The sequence below is a fragment of the Pseudarthrobacter sp. TE9888 genome (assembly GCF_056279345.1).
In genome coordinates, this window is record NZ_JBWBRD010000002.1 from 3514586 (window position 1) to 3530993 (window position 16408).

Genomic DNA, 16408 nt, shown 5'->3' on the forward strand with positions numbered 1-16408 from the left:
GGGTAAAGGGCGGGACCTGCCATCGCGGGGCCCGGCAGGACAACGAGGAAACGGGGCAGGCTTCATGGCAGACACGACGGCGGAATCCGGAGCAGGCCACGACGGGCTGGAGCCCGTCAAGCCGCTCGAAGCGGAACTGCTGGTGGTCACCGGAATGTCCGGCGCCGGACGAAGCACCGCCGCGGACGCGCTGGAGGACCACGGCTGGTATGTCGTGGAGAACCTGCCGCCGCAGATGCTTGGCACGCTCGCCGAACTCGTCTCCCACGCCCCGCAGTCGATTCCCCGGCTGGCAGTGGTCATCGATGTCCGCAGCAAAGGCCTGTTCGCGGACATCCGGGCGGCACTGGGCGCCCTCGCGGCCAGCGGTGTGACCTTCCGCGTCCTGTTCCTCGATGCCAGCGACAACGTCCTGGTCCGGCGGTTCGAACAGGGCCGCCGGCCGCACCCCCTCCAGGGCGGCGGCCGGATCCTGGACGGCATTGCTGCAGAACGCGAGCTGCTGCAGGAACTGCGCGACAGCTCCGACGTCGTCCTCGATACCTCCAACTACAACGTCCACGGCCTGGCCACTGCCATCACGGAACTGTTCAGCGAAACCGGCCCGGTGGCGCTGCGGCTCAACGTCATGAGCTTCGGGTTCAAGTACGGGCTCCCGGTGGATGCCAACTATGTTGCCGACGTCAGGTTCATCCCCAACCCGCACTGGGTGCCGCAGCTCCGTCCGCAGACCGGCCTGGACAAGGACGTCAGCGACTACGTCCTGGAGGCCGAGGGCGTCAAGAACTTCGTGGACCGCTACGTCCTCGCCCTGGAGCCGGTCCTGGAGGGGTACCGGCGGGAGAACAAGCACTACGCCACCATCGCCGTCGGCTGCACCGGCGGCAAGCACCGCTCCGTTGCTGTCGCAGTGGAACTTTCAAAGAAGCTTGCACAGTATCCGCGGGTCACGGTGACCACCGCGCACCGGGATCTGGGCCGCGAGTAATGGCACTGTTCACCGGAGCCCTGCCCCTGGTGCCGCCGGCCGCTGGTAAGGGCTCGGGCCAGCAGGACAAGGGCCCCAACGTCGTGGCCCTGGGCGGCGGCCACGGCCTGGCGGCCTCACTGTCGGCACTGCGCCTGCTCACCTCCGAGCTCACGGCAATCGTCACCGTAGCGGACGACGGCGGCTCCTCCGGGCGCCTGCGCGAAGAGTACGGCGTCCTCCCGCCGGGAGACCTGCGCATGGCGTTGTCCGCGCTCTGCGACGACACCGACTGGGGACGCACCTGGCGCGACGTCATGCAGCACCGGTTCCGCGCCGGGAAGGGCCCGGGCGGCTCCCTGGATGAGCACGCCATGGGCAACCTGCTGATCGTTACGCTGTGGGAACTGCTCGGCGACGCCGTCGCGGGGCTCAAATGGGCCGGTGCGCTGCTGGGCGCCCGTGGCCAGGTCCTGCCCATGTCCACCGTCCCGCTGACCATCGAAGGCGACGTCAGGGTCACCGGCCCGGACGGGAGCACAGCCCTGCAGACCCTCCGCGGCCAGGCCCGCTGCGCGGTGGCCGGATCGCTGGAGGAAGTCCGGCTCCTGCCCCCCGCTGCGCCCGCCTGCCCTGAAGCCCTGACGGCAATCGAACTCGCGGACTGGGTGGTCCTTGGCCCCGGCTCCTGGTACACCTCCGTCCTGCCGCACCTGCTCCTGCCGGAGATGCGCCAGGCACTGTGCAGCACCCCCGCCAAACGCTGCCTCACCATGAACCTCGCCACGGACACCAAGGAAACCACCGGCATGACCGCGGCCGACCACCTCCACGTCCTCCGCCGCTACGCCCCTGAGTTCAGCGTGGACGTGGTCCTGGCCGATCCTGCGTCCGTGCCCGACCGGCAGGAGTTCGAGAAGGCCGCCGGCATGATCGGCGCGGAGGTTGTCTTGGGTAAAGTAGGGGCGTCGGGACGCCGCCCCGTCCACGAGCCGCTCAGGCTGGCCACGGCGTACCAGGACATTTTTGGGAACAGTTAGGAAGGTGCCATGGCACTGACAGCATCGGTCAAGGAAGAACTGTCCCGTTTGGACATCAAGAAGTCATCAGTGCGCAAGGCTGAGGTCTCCGCAATGCTCCGGTTCGCCGGGGGACTGCACATCATCTCCGGTAGGATCGTCATCGAGGCGGAAGTGGACCTGGCGTCCACCGCACGCCGGCTCCGGGCCGCCATCGCGGAAGTCTACGGACACCAGAGCGAGATCATCGTGGTCTCCGCAGGCGGGCTCCGCCGCGCCAGCCGCTATGTGGTGCGGGTGGTCCGCGACGGCGAGGCGCTGGCCCGGCAGACCGGCCTCCTGGACGGACGGGGCCGCCCCGTGCGCGGGCTGCCATCCGCCGTCGTCAACGGTTCCGCCGCGGACGCCGAAGCCGTGTGGCGCGGGGCGTTCCTGGCGCACGGTTCACTCACCGAACCCGGCCGGTCATCGTCGCTGGAGGTCACCTGCCCCGGACCCGAATCGGCCCTGGCCCTGGTGGGTGCCGCCCGCCGGCTCGATATCCAGGCCAAGGCCCGTGAAGTCAGGGGAGTGGACCGCGTCGTGATCCGGGACGGGGACACCATCGCCGCCCTCCTGACCCGGATGGGCGCCCACGATGCCCTCATGGTGTGGGAGGAGCGCCGCATGCGCAAGGAGGTCCGGGCCACCGCCAACCGGCTCGCCAACTTTGACGACGCCAACCTACGCCGCTCGGCGCAGGCAGCCGTCGCCGCCGGCGCCAGGGTCGAACGCGCCCTGGAAATCCTCGGCGACGACGTCCCCGACCACCTCAAGTACGCCGGTGAGTTGAGGGTGGCGCACAAGCAGGCAAGCCTTGACGAGCTGGGCCGGCTGGCCGACCCCGTGATGACCAAGGATGCGATCGCGGGCAGGATCCGCCGCCTGCTGGCCATGGCGGACAAGCGCGCGCTTGACCTGGGCATTCCGGGAACGGACGCCAATGTGACGCCTGAAATGCTGGACGAGTAGGCGCCCCATAGAATCAGAAATAATTCCGGGCACCAGCTGCCCGGATGCACAATCCGAGAGTTACCAACCGGGCCTTCCTGGTCCACGATATTGGAGGATTTTGTGACCGAGTACGTATTGCCGGAACTCAGCTACGATTACGCCGCCCTCGAACCGCACATCTCTGCGCGGATCATGGAACTGCACCACAGCAAGCACCACGCCACCTACGTGGCAGGCGCCAACAACGCCCTGGCCCAGCTGGCCGAGGCACGTGAAAAGGGCGACTTCGCCAACATCAACCGGCTCTCCAAGGACTTGGCGTTCCACACCGGCGGCCACATCAACCACTCGGTGTTCTGGAAGAACCTCTCCCCGGACGGCGGCGACAAGCCCGAGGGCGAACTGGCTGCCGCCATCGACGACGCCTTCGGCTCCTTCGATGCCTTCCGCGCCCAGTTCTCCGCGGCTGCCCTCGGCCTGCAGGGCTCGGGCTGGGGCTTCCTGGCCTACGAACCCATCGGCGGGAACCTGGTCATCGAGCAGCTCTACGACCAGCAGGGCAACGTGGCGCTGGGCACCACCCCGCTGCTGATGCTGGACATGTGGGAGCACGCGTTCTACCTGGACTACGTCAACGTCAAGGCTGACTACGTCAAGGCGTTCTGGAACATCGTCAACTGGGCCGACGTCGCCCAGCGCTTCGAGGCAGCACGCGCCAACGCCACGGGACTCATCACCTTCCCGTAGTGACCGGCGTTATACACCGCTGTAACAAACTTCACATTCCGACTTAAACCGGCCGGGATGTGGACCGGCCGCCCCCGCACTTGCGGGGGCGGACCCAGTTAAACGTAAGATAGGTCACGGAAGGCGGTTAGCCTTCAGCAATGAGGCTGGTCGCCCTCCGTGTAAATCATCTCTGCCCAATGGCGTGCGGGATCTGTTAGTTGGCTTGAACGCCCGCTCAACTAGTAGTGCTTTTCAAAGCACCAAGGAGACTGTAAAAGTGACGACCCGTATTGGTATCAACGGCTTCGGCCGCATTGGCCGCAACTACTTCCGCGCAGCACTGGCCCAGGGCGCGGACCTGGAGATCGTTGCCGTCAACGACCTCACCAGCCCCGAAGCCCTGGCCCACCTTTTCAAGTACGACTCCGTCGGGGGCCGGCTGAAGGAAACCATAGAGGTCAAGGACGGCAACATCGTCGTCAACGGCAATGTGGTCAAGGTCCTGGCGGAACGCGATCCCGCCAACCTCCCCTGGGGCGAACTGGGCGTTGACATCGTCATCGAATCCACCGGTTTCTTCACCAAGGCAGCAGACGCCCAGAAGCACATCGATGCCGGCGCCAAGAAGGTCCTGATCTCCGCACCCGCCTCGGACGAGGACATCACCATCGTGATGGGCGTCAACCACGACCTCTACGACAACGCCAAGCACAACATCATTTCCAACGCGTCCTGCACCACAAACTGCCTCGGCCCGCTGGCCAAGGTGGTCAACGACGAGTTCGGCATCGAGCGCGGCCTCATGACCACGGTGCACGCCTACACTGCGGACCAGAACCTCCAGGACGGCCCCCACAAGGACCTGCGCCGTGCCCGTGCCGCCGCCATCAACATGGTTCCCACCTCCACCGGTGCGGCCAAGGCTATCGGCCTGGTGCTCCCCGAGCTGAAGGGCAAGCTGGACGGCTACGCCATCCGCGTTCCCGTCCCCACGGGCTCTGCCACCGACCTCACCGTTACCGTCTCCCGCGAAACCACGGTGGAGGAAGTCAACGCAGCGCTCAAGCGCGCCTCCGAGTCCGACGCGCTGCAGGGATTCCTCACCTACACGGAGGAGCCCATCGTGTCCTCCGATATCGTCGGTGACCCCGCTTCCTCGATCTTCGACGCCGGCCTCACCAAGGTCATCGGCAACCAGGTCAAGGTTGTTTCCTGGTATGACAACGAATGGGGCTACTCCAACCGCCTCGTCGACCTCACGGAGCTTGTGGCAGCCAAGCTGGGCTAGGGTTAGACACATGACATCACACACCCTCAACGAACTGATCGCTGAAGGTGTCCGCGGGCGGTACATTCTGGTTCGAAGTGACCTGAATGTGCCGCTCGACGGCTCTACAGTCACTGACGATGGCCGCATCAAGGCCTCGCTCCCAGTGCTGGCAAAGCTCACGGACGCCGGTGCCCGCGTGCTGGTAACAGCCCACCTCGGACGCCCCAAGGGGGCCCCGGAGGACAAATACTCCCTGCGCCCTGCAGTGGACCGCCTCGCCGAACTTGCCGGCTTCAAGGCCACCCTGGCTGCCGACACTGTCGGCGACGCCGCCAGGGCAGCTGCCGCGTCCTTGCAGGACGGGGAAGTCCTGGTCCTGGAGAACGTCCGGTTCGACGCCCGCGAGACCAGCAAGGACGACGCCGAACGCGGTGCCTTCGCCGACGAATTGGTGGCCCTCACCGGCAGCAACGGCGCCTATGTGGACGATGCTTTCGGTGCTGTCCACCGCAAGCACGCCAGCGTCTACGACGTCGCCACCCGGCTCCCGTCGTACCAGGGCGACCTGGTGCACACCGAGGTGGAAGTCCTGCGGAAGCTGACCGCCGACACGCAGCGCCCCTATGTGGTGGTTCTGGGCGGTTCCAAGGTCTCGGACAAGCTCGCGGTCATCGACAACCTGATCGGCAAGGCTGACACCATCCTGGTGGGCGGCGGCATGCTCTTCACGTTCCTGGCCGCACAGGGCCACAAAGTTGCTTCAAGCCTCCTCGAGAAGGACCAGATCCCTGTGGTCCAGGACTACCTGAAGCGCGCTACGGACGCCGGTACTGAATTCGTGGTTCCCACGGACGTGGTGGTGGCAGAGAAGTTTGCTGCCGACGCCGCGCACGAGACAGTGCCGGCTGACGCCATTGAGGGCAGCAGCTTTGGTGCCCAGGGCATCGGCCTGGACATTGGACCGGATACCGCTGCGGCCTTCGCCGAGCGGATCAAGGGAGCCCGTACGGTCTTCTGGAACGGTCCGATGGGTGTCTTCGAATTCGAAGCATTCTCTGCAGGCACCCGCGCCATCGCGCAGGCCCTGACGGAAACCGACGGGTTCACCGTAGTGGGCGGCGGCGATTCCGCTGCAGCAGTGCGCACCCTGGGATTCCGTGATGACCAGTTCGGCCACATTTCCACCGGTGGCGGCGCCAGCCTGGAATACCTCGAAGGCAAGGAACTCCCCGGCCTGAGCGTCCTGGACCGGTAGAACCACCGCTGCTGTCCCGCAGTAACGGACTTCGCAGTCCTCCGGCCGGCAGGTTGCCCGCGGCAGCCTGCCGGCCGAACACATATCAAGAACTTTTGGAGATTACGTGACTACGTCAACGAACGGCGCTTTCGACCGCAAGCCCTTCATCGCGGGCAACTGGAAAATGAACATGGACCACGTGCAGGGCATCACCCTGCTGCAGAAACTCGCCTGGACGCTGTCCGACGCCAAGCACGACTACAGCCGCGTCGAGGTTGCAGTCTTCCCGCCGTTCACCGACCTCCGCGGCGTCCAGACCCTGGTCCAGGGCGACGACCTGGAGGTTGCCTACGGTGGGCAGGACCTTTCGCAATTCGATTCGGGGGCGTACACCGGCGACATTTCCGGGCAGTTCCTGAACAAGCTTGGCTGCAAGTACGTCCTGGTGGGGCACAGCGAACGCCGCACCATCCACAACGAGTCGGATGACGTCCTCAACGCCAAGGTCAAGGCAGCTTTCAAGCACGGCGTTACCCCGGTCCTCTGCGTCGGCGAGGGGCTGGAGATCCGCCAGGCCGGGACCCACGTCGAGCACACGCTGCAGCAGCTCCGCGCCGGCGTAGCAGGCCTCACCAACGAGCAGGCAGCCGACCTGGTGGTTGCCTACGAGCCCGTCTGGGCCATTGGCACCGGCGAGGTGGCCGGTCCGGAGGACGCACAGGAAATGTGCGCCGCCATCCGGGCCGAACTGGAAAAACTGTTCGGCGCCGACGTGGCGGCCAAGACCCGCCTGCTCTACGGCGGTTCGGTCAAGGCCAGCAATGCTGCCGCCATCCTTCAGGAGCGCGACGTCGATGGCGTCCTGGTGGGCGGTGCAAGCCTTGACCCCGCTGAGTTTGCTAATATTGTCAGGTTCGAGAGCCACTTGGTGACGGACTAGCCTGCCACCGGTACATACTCCCGCAATTCCAACTTTCGAAAGGCCGTCGTGGACGTTCTTCATGTCATTCTGCAGATCCTCCTGGGGATCACCAGCCTCCTGCTGACGCTGCTGATCCTCCTGCATAAGGGACGCGGCGGCGGGCTGTCAGATATGTTCGGTGGCGGCATGAGTTCGGGGCTCAGCTCTTCGGGCGTGGCAGAACGCAACCTGAACCGCTTCACCATCATCCTGGGCGTGACCTGGGGCGTCGTGATCATCGCACTCGGCCTGATCATGCGGTTCAGCGGTACTGCTGACTCGTAAAGAATTCGCTGGATAGGGTCCAGTGGCACTCCCGCCACGCGGCCCCTGACCCTAAACTGTGGCTGTCGGTTCGCCCGGCAGCCGCAGTTTTTTGGTTTAAGCTGCAGGGCTCCGGTTACGGGTTCGAGGAAGGAGTTTCCATGGTCCATCCGTCATCAGGCTTTCGGGGCACCCGGGCCGGGGTGGTTGCAGGCTCCGGTTCGAGCCTGCAGTCCAACGACGTGTCGGCGGGTTCCCTCCCGCGGATCCGTGTGTCCTATTGGTGCGCCAAGGGCCATGAGACCCAGCCGGTGTTCCTGAAGATGCCTGAGGAGCAGATTCCCCGAATCTGGGACTGCCGGAGATGCGGCGCGCCGGCATCCAGGGACGGGCAGGCAGCGGCCGACGACCCGTTTGAGGACGGCTACAAGAGCCACCTTGACTACGTTAAAGAACGGCGCTCCGGCCAGGACGCCGAAGACGTCCTGGCCGGAGCGCTGGAGAAGCTACGCGCCCGCGGCGTCCTTCCGGACCAGTTGCTCGGGGACGCGTGAGGCTGCGTTCTCGTCGATAAGCCACAACGTGCGGGAGGTTCCGCGAGGCCCGGATGCGGGCACCTGCACCGGGTTGGCCCCGGCCAGGGCGAGTCCCACGGCTCCTGCCTTGTCCTCACCGGCCACAACCATCCAGACCTCTGCTGCCGTGTTGATGGCAGGTAGGGTCAGGGAGATGCGCAGCGGGGGCGGCTTGGGGGAATTCCGCACACCCACCACGGTGCGCTCCTTCTCGCGGACTCCGGCCTGCTCCGGGAACAGCGAAGCAATGTGGGCGTCAGGACCCACACCCAGCAGGACCACGTCCAGGCGGGGGAGTGCGGATGGTTCCTCGGGCCTGTCATCGGACATGTCAGCCGCGTGCTCGGCTGCTGCGGCGTCGCGCAGCTGGCGTGCATAGTCCTCCGCCGCTTCCTCGGGCGTGCCAAACTCATCGGACGAACTCGGCGAGTGGATCCGTTCCGGGTCCACGGGAATATGCGAGAGCAATGCGTCGAAGGCCTGTTTGGTGTTCCGCTCCGGATCTGCGGAACCGACGAAGCGTTCGTCACCCCACCAGAAGTTGACCTTGGACCAGTCGACGGCAGGCGCTGCCGGGGAGTCCGCGACAGCTTTCAGCGTGCCGATTCCCACGGTTCCCCCGGTGAGCACCACCGTGGCTTCTCCGTACTTGTCCTGGACATCAACGAGCTTGGTGATCAGGCGTGCCGCTATGGCGGCCATGAGGACGGACGAATCAGGATGGATACTTACTCGTGGGTCAACGCTCACTGGGTCGGACGCTCCTTAGATTGGTACGTGGCAGTCCAATAGTAATCACTTCGCCAAAGACTTCGTCGGGGTCCAGCCGGCGCAGTTCCTCGGCGAGGCAGTCGCGGAGGCTGCGGCGCGGGAGGGAGATGCGCTGGGCGGGTTGGCCCGGCTGGGTGAGTTCGGCGATGGAAAGTCCCGGGCGGAACAGCTGGACGTCGCCGCCGGGCCGGCTGAGGCGGACGCGGCGGATGCCGGTCCCGGCCGGGTCCGCGACGATGGTCACCGGGGCGTCCAGGGTTAGGGTGAGCCAGGCTGCCAGCAGGATGGTGGACGGTGAGTCCGAGGCGCCCTCGACTGCTACCGCGGTCACCGGCGAAGAGTCCACTTCGTCGAGGGCGGCAGCGAGCTGGATGCGCCAGTTGGTCAGCCGGGTCCATGCGAGGTCGGTGTCCCCGGCCTTGTAGGTTTGGTGGATCCGTTCCAGGGCAGCCTGCGGGTCGGGTTCGTTCGCGGAGTCGGTGATCCGGCGGTGCGCGATCGCGCCGATGGATGTTTCGCAGGCGTTCTCGGGGGCGCCGTGCGGCCACCAGGCCACGATCGGTGCGTCCGGGAGCAGCAGCGCCGCGACCAGGGACTCACTTTCGTGGGCGAGCTGGCCGTAGCCGCGCAGCACGATGACCTCGGATGCGCCGGCATCCCCGCCAACCCGGATCTGCGCGTCCAGCCTGTCCTGGGACTCCTTCCCGGCGTCGGCGAGCACGATGATCCGGCACGGGTGTTCCCGGGACGCGTCGTTCGCAGCCTCGATCGCTTCTTCCTCGAGCCCGGACTTGGTTACCACGACGAGGGTCAGGACCCGGCCCAGGGCGATCACACCGCCCTGCTCGCGCAGGGCCATGAGCTTCTTGGAGACCTTCGAGGTAGTGGTATCGGGCAGGTTTACGATCATGGCCTTCTCCAGGTTCGTCCGTCACGGGCCAGCAGCTCATCAGCGCTGGCCGGGCCCCAGGAACCGGGGGCGTAGGGTTCGGGCTGTTCGGACAGTGATGCCCAGTATTCCTCGAACGGGTCAAGAATCTTCCAGGACAGTTCCACTTCCTCGTGCCGGGGGAACAGCGGCGGCTCACCGAGCAGCACGTCCAGGATCAACCGCTCATACGCCTCCGGGGAAGACTCGGTGAACGAGTGGCCGTACCCGAAGTCCATGGTGACGTCGCGGACTTCCATCTGCGTGCCGGGGACCTTGGACCCGAACCGGATCGTCACGCCTTCATCGGGCTGGACCCGGATCACCACCGCGTTCTGCCCGAAGTCGTCCTCACCGTGATCGGTGAACAGCAGGTTCGGGGCGCGCTTGAACACCACGGCGATCTCCGTGACGCGCCGGCCCAGGCGCTTGCCAGCGCGCAGGTAGAACGGCACCCCGGACCAGCGGCGGGTGTGGATGTCCACCCTGACCGCGGCATAGGTTTCCGTGGTCGAATCGGCGGGAATGCCTTCTTCCTCCAGGTAGCCCAGGACCTGCTCGCCGCCCTGCCAGCCTCCGCTGAACTGGCCCCGCGCCGAGTGCGTCGACAAATCCTCCGGAAGCTTGACCGCTGCCAGGACTTTTTCCTTCTCCGCCCTCAGGTCATCGGCGTTGAACGAGATCGGCTCCTCCATCGCGGTCAGCGCGAGCAGCTGCAGCAGGTGGTTCTGGATCACGTCCCGTGCCGCGCCGACACCGTCGTAGTACCCTGCCCGGCCACCGGTGCCGATGTCCTCGGCCATGGTGATCTGGACATGGTCCACATAGTTGGCGTTCCACAGCGGCTCGAACAGCTGGTTCGCGAAGCGCAGCGCCAGGATGTTCTGCACCGTTTCCTTGCCCAGGTAATGGTCAATCCGGAACACCGCGTCCGGCGGGAACACCGATTCGACAATGTCGTTCAGCTGCCGGGCCGATTCCAGGTCATGGCCGAACGGCTTCTCGATCACCACGCGGCGCCACTTGTCACCGTCGGCCTGCGCGAGGCCGTGCTTGGAGAGCTGACGGCAGACCTGCTCGAAAGCTTTCGGCGGGATCGACAGGTAGAACGCGTGGTTGCCCCGGGTGCCCCGGACGTCGTCAAGTTCCTTGATCGTTTCGCCGAGCCGCTCAAACGCCGCGTCGTCGTCGAACTCGCCCTGGACAAACCTGATGCCCTCGGACAGCTGGTTCCACACCGCCTCATCAAACGGGGTGCGGGCATGGGCCTGCACCGAGGCGTTCACCTCGGCGGCGAAGTCCTCCTTGTCCCACTCCCGGCGGGCGAAACCCACCAACGCGAAACTGGGCGGCAACAGGCCACGGTTGGCGAGGTCGTACACCGCGGGCATGAGCTTCTTGCGGGCAAGATCGCCCGTGACCCCGAAAAGTACCAACGAGGACGGACCGGCGATCCGGTTCAAACGGCGGTCACGCGGATCACGCAGCGGATTACGCCCGCGGCCCGTGCCTTTCCGGCCGTATTCAGTTTCTGGCATGGTTGCTTTTGTGCCTTAGCTTTCGGTTGCGGATGCGCGGGTGGACAGTGCAGCGACGACGCCCTGCAGCTGCGCCACGCCGGCGGCACGGTCGGTGAGGTGGAGGCGCAGCACGGGACGGCCGTGCTCACCCAGGACCTGGGCATCGCCTGCAGCCTGGGCAGCGATGAGCTCGCCAAAGGTGAACGGCCGGTCCGGGATGCCCAGGTCCTCAGCCGGGGCGGCAGTGACCTGGAGGAACACGCCGATGGCAGGTCCACCCTTGTGGAACTGTCCGGTGGAGTGCAGGAACCGCGGGCCCCAGCCGAAGGTCACCGGGCGGCCGGTGGCAGCTGCCAGATCGTCGCGGATGCCTTCGAGTCCCGCGAAAGCCAACCGGTCAAAGTACGCCTGCACGCTCAGGTAGCTGTCAGAAGCCAAGGTGCCCAGGAGCGCCTTGACGGCACCTTCCGCCGTTGCTGCGTCGCCGAGCCAGTCGCCGCCGCGCACCTCAATGGCGCCGTCGACGAAAGCTGCCGGAGTCGGTTCCGGCTGGGCATCCAGCAACCCGCGTGCCGCTACTTTGGCGGCTTCGACGTCGGGCTGGTCGAACGGGTTGATCCCCAGCAACCGGCCCGCAACGGCGGTGGCGAACTCCCACACCATCATCTGGGTGGCAAGGCCGCCGGCAATGGCTGCCTGGTTCTCGCCGAGTTCGATGTCGGCATCGGCTGCCACGAGCCGGACCACCAGCACGTCGGGAGCGCCTGATGTTACCTCCGGGGCCTGCGGACCTGCGACCACCGGCAGGATGCCCGTGCCGAGCTTGCCGGTGGATTCGGCGATGAGCTGTTCAGCCCAGTCGGCGAATCCAACGATGCCGGAGCCGTCCTCTGCGATGACGATCTTGTTCCGCAGCGGGCTGGTTCCACCCAAGGTGGCACCCAGGGCCAGGCCGATGTTGTCCGCGGCATCGTCGTTGAGGATCTCGGCAGCTTCCTCCGCCTCGTCCAGGAAAGCCTGGATGTCCACGCCCGCCAGGCCGGAGGGAACCAGGCCAAACGCTGTCAGGGCCGAGTAGCGCCCACCGACATTGGGATCGGCGTTGAAGACCGCCCGGTAGCCGGCCTCCCGGGAAGCCTTGTCCAGCGGTGAGCCGGGGTCGGTCACGATGATGATCCGGCTCTTGGCGTCCACGCCGGCCTCGGTGAAGGCCTGCTCGAAGATCCGGCGCTGGGAGTCCGTTTCCAGGGTGGAGCCGGACTTGGACGACACCACAATTGCCGTCTGGGCCAGCCGGTCGGCGAGGGCGGCACGGACCTGGTCCGGGTCCGTGCTGTCCAGCACTGTCAGCTCGACGCCCGCCGTGCCCGCGATGACCTCGGGGGCCAGCGAGGACCCGCCCATACCGCAAAGCACGATCCGGTCCACGCCCTCGGAGCGCAGCGCGTCCCGGAGTTCCAGGATGTCCTTGACCAGGGGCTGTGAAACCGTGGCGGCCTCCACCCAGCCCAGGCGGACCGCTGATTCGGATTCGGCATCCGGACCCCACAAGGTGTGGTCCTTCGCAAAGATCCGGGTGGCGACCCGGTCCTGGACCAGGCCGGAAAGGTGCTGTTCAAGCGCCTGCTGGGCAGCGCCGGTGGCGTCGTAGCTGAGAGTGCTCATAGGTGTTAGGAAGCCTTTCGTGCAGAAGCGAGGGCGCCTTCGACGTCGGCCAGGAGTTCCTTCCAGCTGGCCACGAACTTGTCCAGGCCTTCGGTTTCAAGGAGTGCGACGACGTCATTGTAGGAGACGCCGAGCTTCTCGAGGGCGTCGAGGGTGGCGTTCGCCTCCTCATAGGTGCCGGAGACGGTGTCGCCGGTGACCACGCCGTGGTCGAAAGTGGCATCCAGGGTCTTTTCCGGCATGGTGTTCACGACGCCGGGGGCCACGAGTTCGGTGACGTACAGGGTGTCCGGGTAGGCCGGGTCCTTCACGCCGGTGGAGGCCCACAGGGGGCGCTGGGGGAGTGCACCGGCGCCGGCCAGCAGGGCCCAGCGTTCGGTGGCGAACAGTTCCTCGTAGACCTGGTAGGCCAGGCGGGCGTTGGCGAGGCCGGCCTTGCCCTTGAGGGCCTTGGCTTCTTCGGTGCCGATCTTGTCGAGGCGCTTGTCGATCTCGGAGTCCACGCGGGAAACGAAGAAGGACGCCACCGAGTGGATCTTTGAAAGGTCGTGGCCGTTTTCCTTGGCCTGCTCCAGGCCGGACTGGAAGGCGTTGATGACCGCGCGGTAGCGCTCCAGGGAGAAGATCAGCGTGACGTTGACGCTGATGCCCTCTGCCAGGGTGGCCGTGATGGCTTCGAGGCCCTCGACGGTTGCGGGGATCTTGATGTGGACGTTGGCCTTGTTGACGCGCTGGTAGAGGTGCTTGGCCTCGGCAATGGTTCCTGCGGTGTCCCAGGCAAGGCGTGGGTCGACCTCGATGGAGACCCGGCCGTCGATTCCCCGGGTGGCCGCGGCGACTGGGGCGAAAAGGTCGCACGCGTCGGCGACGTCGGTGGTGGTGATCTCGAAGATCGTGTCCTCCACGCTGGCGCCCTCTGCTGCCTTGGCGGCGATGATGTGGTCGTAGTCGGTGCCCGACGTGATGGCGGCGTGGAAGATCGAGGGGTTGGTGGTAACGCCAACCACGTTCTTTTCTTCGATGAGCTTCCGGAGGGTGCCGGTTTCCAGGCGTCCGCGGGAGAGGTCGTCGAGCCAGATGGAAACGCCGGCGTCGGAGAGCTGCTGGGTGGGAGTTGTCATTGTTGTATCTCCTAAAAGTTTAGGTTTCAGGCCTGCAGGCCGGCGAGGGAGTCCTTGGCGGCGGCGGCCACTGCTTCCGCCGTGATGCCGAACTCCTGGAAGAGGCGCTTGTAGTCCGCGGAAGCGCCATAGTGCTCAAGGCTGATGGAGCGGCCTGCGTCGCCGACGAATTCGCGCCAGCTAAGGGCCAGCCCGGCTTCGACGGACACGCGTGCCTTGACTGCCGCGGGCAGGACCGATTCGCGGTAGGCGGCGTCCTGCTTCTTGAACCATTCAACGCAGGGCATGGACACCACGCGGGCTGCGATGCCGTCGGCCTGCAGCGCCTCGCGGGCCTGGACAGCCAGCTGGACCTCGGAACCGGTGGCAATCAGGATCACATCGGCCGGCACCGTGGCGCCGTCCTTCGATGCCTCGGCCAGCACGTAGCCGCCCTTCGCCACGCCTGCCGTCGACGCGAAAGTGTCGCCGCCGGCGTCGCCCTCGCCGCGTTCCCACGTGGGGATGTTCTGGCGGGTCAGGACGATGCCTGCGGGGTTGGCGTGGTTTTCCAGCATGGTCTTCCACGCGGCTGCCACTTCGTTGGCGTCACCGGGGCGGACGACGTCCAGGCCCACGATGGCGCGCAGCGACGCGAGCTGTTCCACGGGCTGGTGGGTGGGGCCGTCCTCGCCCAGGCCGATGGAGTCGTGCGTCCAGACGTACAGGGACGGGACACCCATCAGGGCACCGAGGCGGATGGCAGGACGCTGGTAGTCGCTGAAGATCAGGAACGTGCCAGAGAACGCCCGGGTGTTGCCGGCCAGGCTGATGCCATTCACGATCGCCGCCGCAGCGTGCTCACGGATACCAAAGTGCAGCACCCGGCCGTACGGGTTGCCGGACCAGGCGCCGGTCTGCTTGGAGGCCGGGACGAAGGACGGTGAACCTTCGATGGTGGTGTTGTTGGACTCTGCCAGGTCGGCGGAGCCGCCCCACAGCTCGGGCAGGACCGGGCCGAGGGCATTCAGGACCTTGCCGGAGGCTGCGCGGGTGGAGACATCCTTGCCGGCCGGGAAGACCGGAAGCGCGGCGTCGACGTCGGCAGGGAGTTCCTGCGCCTCGATCCGCTGGAGGAGGGCGGCGCCTTCGGGGTTGGCTGCCTGCCAGGCGTTGAAGGATTCTTCCCATTCCTTGTGCTCGGCAGCGCCGCGTTCCACTACTGCACGGGCGTGGTCCAGGACTTCCTGGTCCACCTCGAAGGACTTGGCGGGGTCGAAGCCCAGCACCTCCTTCAGCGCGGCAACCTCGTCGGCGCCGAGGGCGGAACCGTGGATCTTGCCGGTGTTCTGCTTCTTGGGGGCCGGGTAGCCGATGATGGTGCGCAGCGAAATGATGGACGGCTTGGAGGTCTCCGCCTTGGCCGCGAGCAGGGCACTGTAGAGCTCCTGGACGTCTTCCTTGTATTCGCCCGTCCGGGTCCAGTCCACGCGCTGGGTGTGCCAGCCGTAGGCTTCGTAGCGCTTCAGGACATCCTCGGTGAACGCGATGTCGGTGTCGTCCTCGATGGAGATGTGGTTCTCGTCGTAGATCACCACGAGGTTGCCCAGTTCCTGGTGGCCTGCCAGCGAGGACGCCTCGGACGTGACGCCTTCCTGGAGGTCGCCGTCGGAGGCGATGACCCAGATGGTGTGGTCGAACGGCGACTCGCCGGCCGGCGCATCGGCGTCGAACAGGCCACGCTGGCGGCGCTGGGAGTACGCGAAGCCCACCGAGGACGCCAGGCCCTGGCCCAGCGGGCCCGTGGTGATCTCCACGCCGGCGGTGTGCTTGTACTCGGGGTGTCCCGGAGTTAGCGAGCCCCAGGTGCGCAGGGCCTCCAGGTCCTTCAGTTCCAGCCCATAGCCGGAAAGGAAGAGCTGGATGTAAAGGGTCAGGGACGTGTGGCCCGGGGAAAGGATGAACCGGTCACGGCCAAGCCACTGTGGATCACGCGGGTCGTGGCGCATCAGCTTCTGGAAGAGAAGGTATGCGGCGGGTGCCAGGCTCATGGCAGTTCCGGGGTGGCCGTTGCCCACCTTCTCGACGGCGTCCGCGGCCAGGACACGGATGGTGTCCACGGCGCGCTGGTCCAAGCTGGTCCATGACAGTTCTTGCTCTTCCAAATGTGGCACGAAAACCGGGCCCCTCTCTGTGCTGGCGTTCGGTGGTACACCGGATCCGGTCAAGGGTGCTCTGCTTGGCGCCCGCTGCGGTGTGTACCAGCCGTTCACCATCGAAACGTTGATCCTTGCATTCAGTCACGGACAGCAACGGGAATGCGTTTTCCACCGCTTTCTTGCTGCGTGCTGATCTGGTGACAGCTTAGCTCTTATCCATCCTTCGGGCGCCGCAAATCTCACGTTTTGG

15 protein-coding genes are annotated in these 16408 nt (G+C 66.1%); 9 read left to right on the forward strand and 6 right to left on the reverse strand.

What is annotated here, in order from left to right; translation table 11 throughout:
• Positions 1-64 precede the first annotated feature (64 nt).
• The 9 genes from rapZ to ACZ9J7_RS16780 all read left to right on the forward strand — a co-directional run bounded on the left by rapZ (position 65) and on the right by ACZ9J7_RS16780 (position 7994).
• Entirely contained in the window at positions 65-988 is a 924-nt protein-coding gene (gene rapZ, locus ACZ9J7_RS16740; protein ID WP_476210978.1) for an RNase adapter RapZ, read from the forward strand.
• Entirely contained in the window at positions 988-2007 is a 1020-nt protein-coding gene (locus ACZ9J7_RS16745) for a gluconeogenesis factor YvcK family protein (protein WP_476210980.1), read from the forward strand. Before rapZ ends, ACZ9J7_RS16745 begins: the two co-directional genes overlap by 1 nt.
• A gap of 9 nt (positions 2008-2016) precedes the next feature.
• Positions 2017-2997 carry a DNA-binding protein WhiA gene (whiA, locus tag ACZ9J7_RS16750; RefSeq protein ID WP_043454785.1) on the forward strand — a complete coding sequence of 327 codons (981 nt, stop codon included), beginning with the start codon at positions 2017-2019 and terminating at the stop codon, positions 2995-2997.
• A 102-nt stretch (positions 2998-3099) separates the two neighbouring features.
• Positions 3100-3726, forward strand: a complete 627-nt coding sequence (locus ACZ9J7_RS16755) for a superoxide dismutase (protein WP_476210983.1) — start codon at positions 3100-3102, stop codon at positions 3724-3726.
• Positions 3727-3985: 259 nt separating this feature from the next.
• Positions 3986-4996: a type I glyceraldehyde-3-phosphate dehydrogenase gene (gene gap, locus ACZ9J7_RS16760; RefSeq protein ID WP_476210984.1), complete on the forward strand. Its 1011-nt coding sequence runs from the start codon at positions 3986-3988 to the stop codon at positions 4994-4996.
• Positions 4997-5006: 10 nt separating this feature from the next.
• On the forward strand, positions 5007-6233 hold the full coding sequence (locus ACZ9J7_RS16765) for a phosphoglycerate kinase (RefSeq protein WP_476210986.1): 1227 nt from the start codon (positions 5007-5009) through the stop codon (positions 6231-6233).
• A gap of 106 nt (positions 6234-6339) precedes the next feature.
• On the forward strand, positions 6340-7155 hold the full coding sequence (tpiA, locus tag ACZ9J7_RS16770) for a triose-phosphate isomerase (RefSeq protein WP_476210987.1): 816 nt from the start codon (positions 6340-6342) through the stop codon (positions 7153-7155).
• Between the two features lie 48 nt (positions 7156-7203).
• Positions 7204-7461: a preprotein translocase subunit SecG gene (gene secG, locus ACZ9J7_RS16775; RefSeq protein ID WP_306904099.1), complete on the forward strand. Its 258-nt coding sequence runs from the start codon at positions 7204-7206 to the stop codon at positions 7459-7461.
• Positions 7462-7601: 140 nt separating this feature from the next.
• A complete protein-coding gene (locus ACZ9J7_RS16780) occupies positions 7602-7994 on the forward strand; it encodes an RNA polymerase-binding protein RbpA (protein WP_476210988.1) in 393 nt (130 codons plus the stop codon).
• Here ACZ9J7_RS16780 and pgl read toward each other — a convergent pair.
• Genes pgl through tkt form a run of 6 tightly spaced genes read right to left on the reverse strand, consistent with a single transcriptional unit; the run spans position 7947 to position 16164 of the window.
• Entirely contained in the window at positions 7947-8765 is an 819-nt protein-coding gene (gene pgl, locus ACZ9J7_RS16785) for a 6-phosphogluconolactonase (RefSeq protein ID WP_476210990.1), read from the reverse strand. The genes ACZ9J7_RS16780 and pgl overlap by 48 nt on opposite strands.
• Entirely contained in the window at positions 8755-9696 is a 942-nt protein-coding gene (locus tag ACZ9J7_RS16790) for a glucose-6-phosphate dehydrogenase assembly protein OpcA (protein ID WP_476210992.1), read from the reverse strand. Before ACZ9J7_RS16790 ends, pgl begins: the two co-directional genes overlap by 11 nt.
• A complete protein-coding gene (zwf, locus tag ACZ9J7_RS16795) occupies positions 9693-11252 on the reverse strand; it encodes a glucose-6-phosphate dehydrogenase (protein ID WP_476210993.1) in 1560 nt (519 codons plus the stop codon). The genes ACZ9J7_RS16790 and zwf overlap by 4 nt, the downstream gene beginning before the upstream one ends.
• Positions 11253-11267: 15 nt before the next feature.
• Positions 11268-12899, reverse strand: coding sequence for a glucose-6-phosphate isomerase (locus tag ACZ9J7_RS16800; protein WP_476210995.1), 1632 nt, complete (start codon positions 12897-12899; stop codon positions 11268-11270).
• A 5-nt stretch (positions 12900-12904) separates the two neighbouring features.
• Entirely contained in the window at positions 12905-14020 is a 1116-nt protein-coding gene (gene tal / locus ACZ9J7_RS16805) for a transaldolase (protein WP_476210996.1), read from the reverse strand.
• Between the two features lie 26 nt (positions 14021-14046).
• A complete protein-coding gene (gene tkt, locus ACZ9J7_RS16810; RefSeq protein WP_476210998.1) occupies positions 14047-16164 on the reverse strand; it encodes a transketolase in 2118 nt (705 codons plus the stop codon).
• Positions 16165-16408 lie beyond the last annotated feature (244 nt).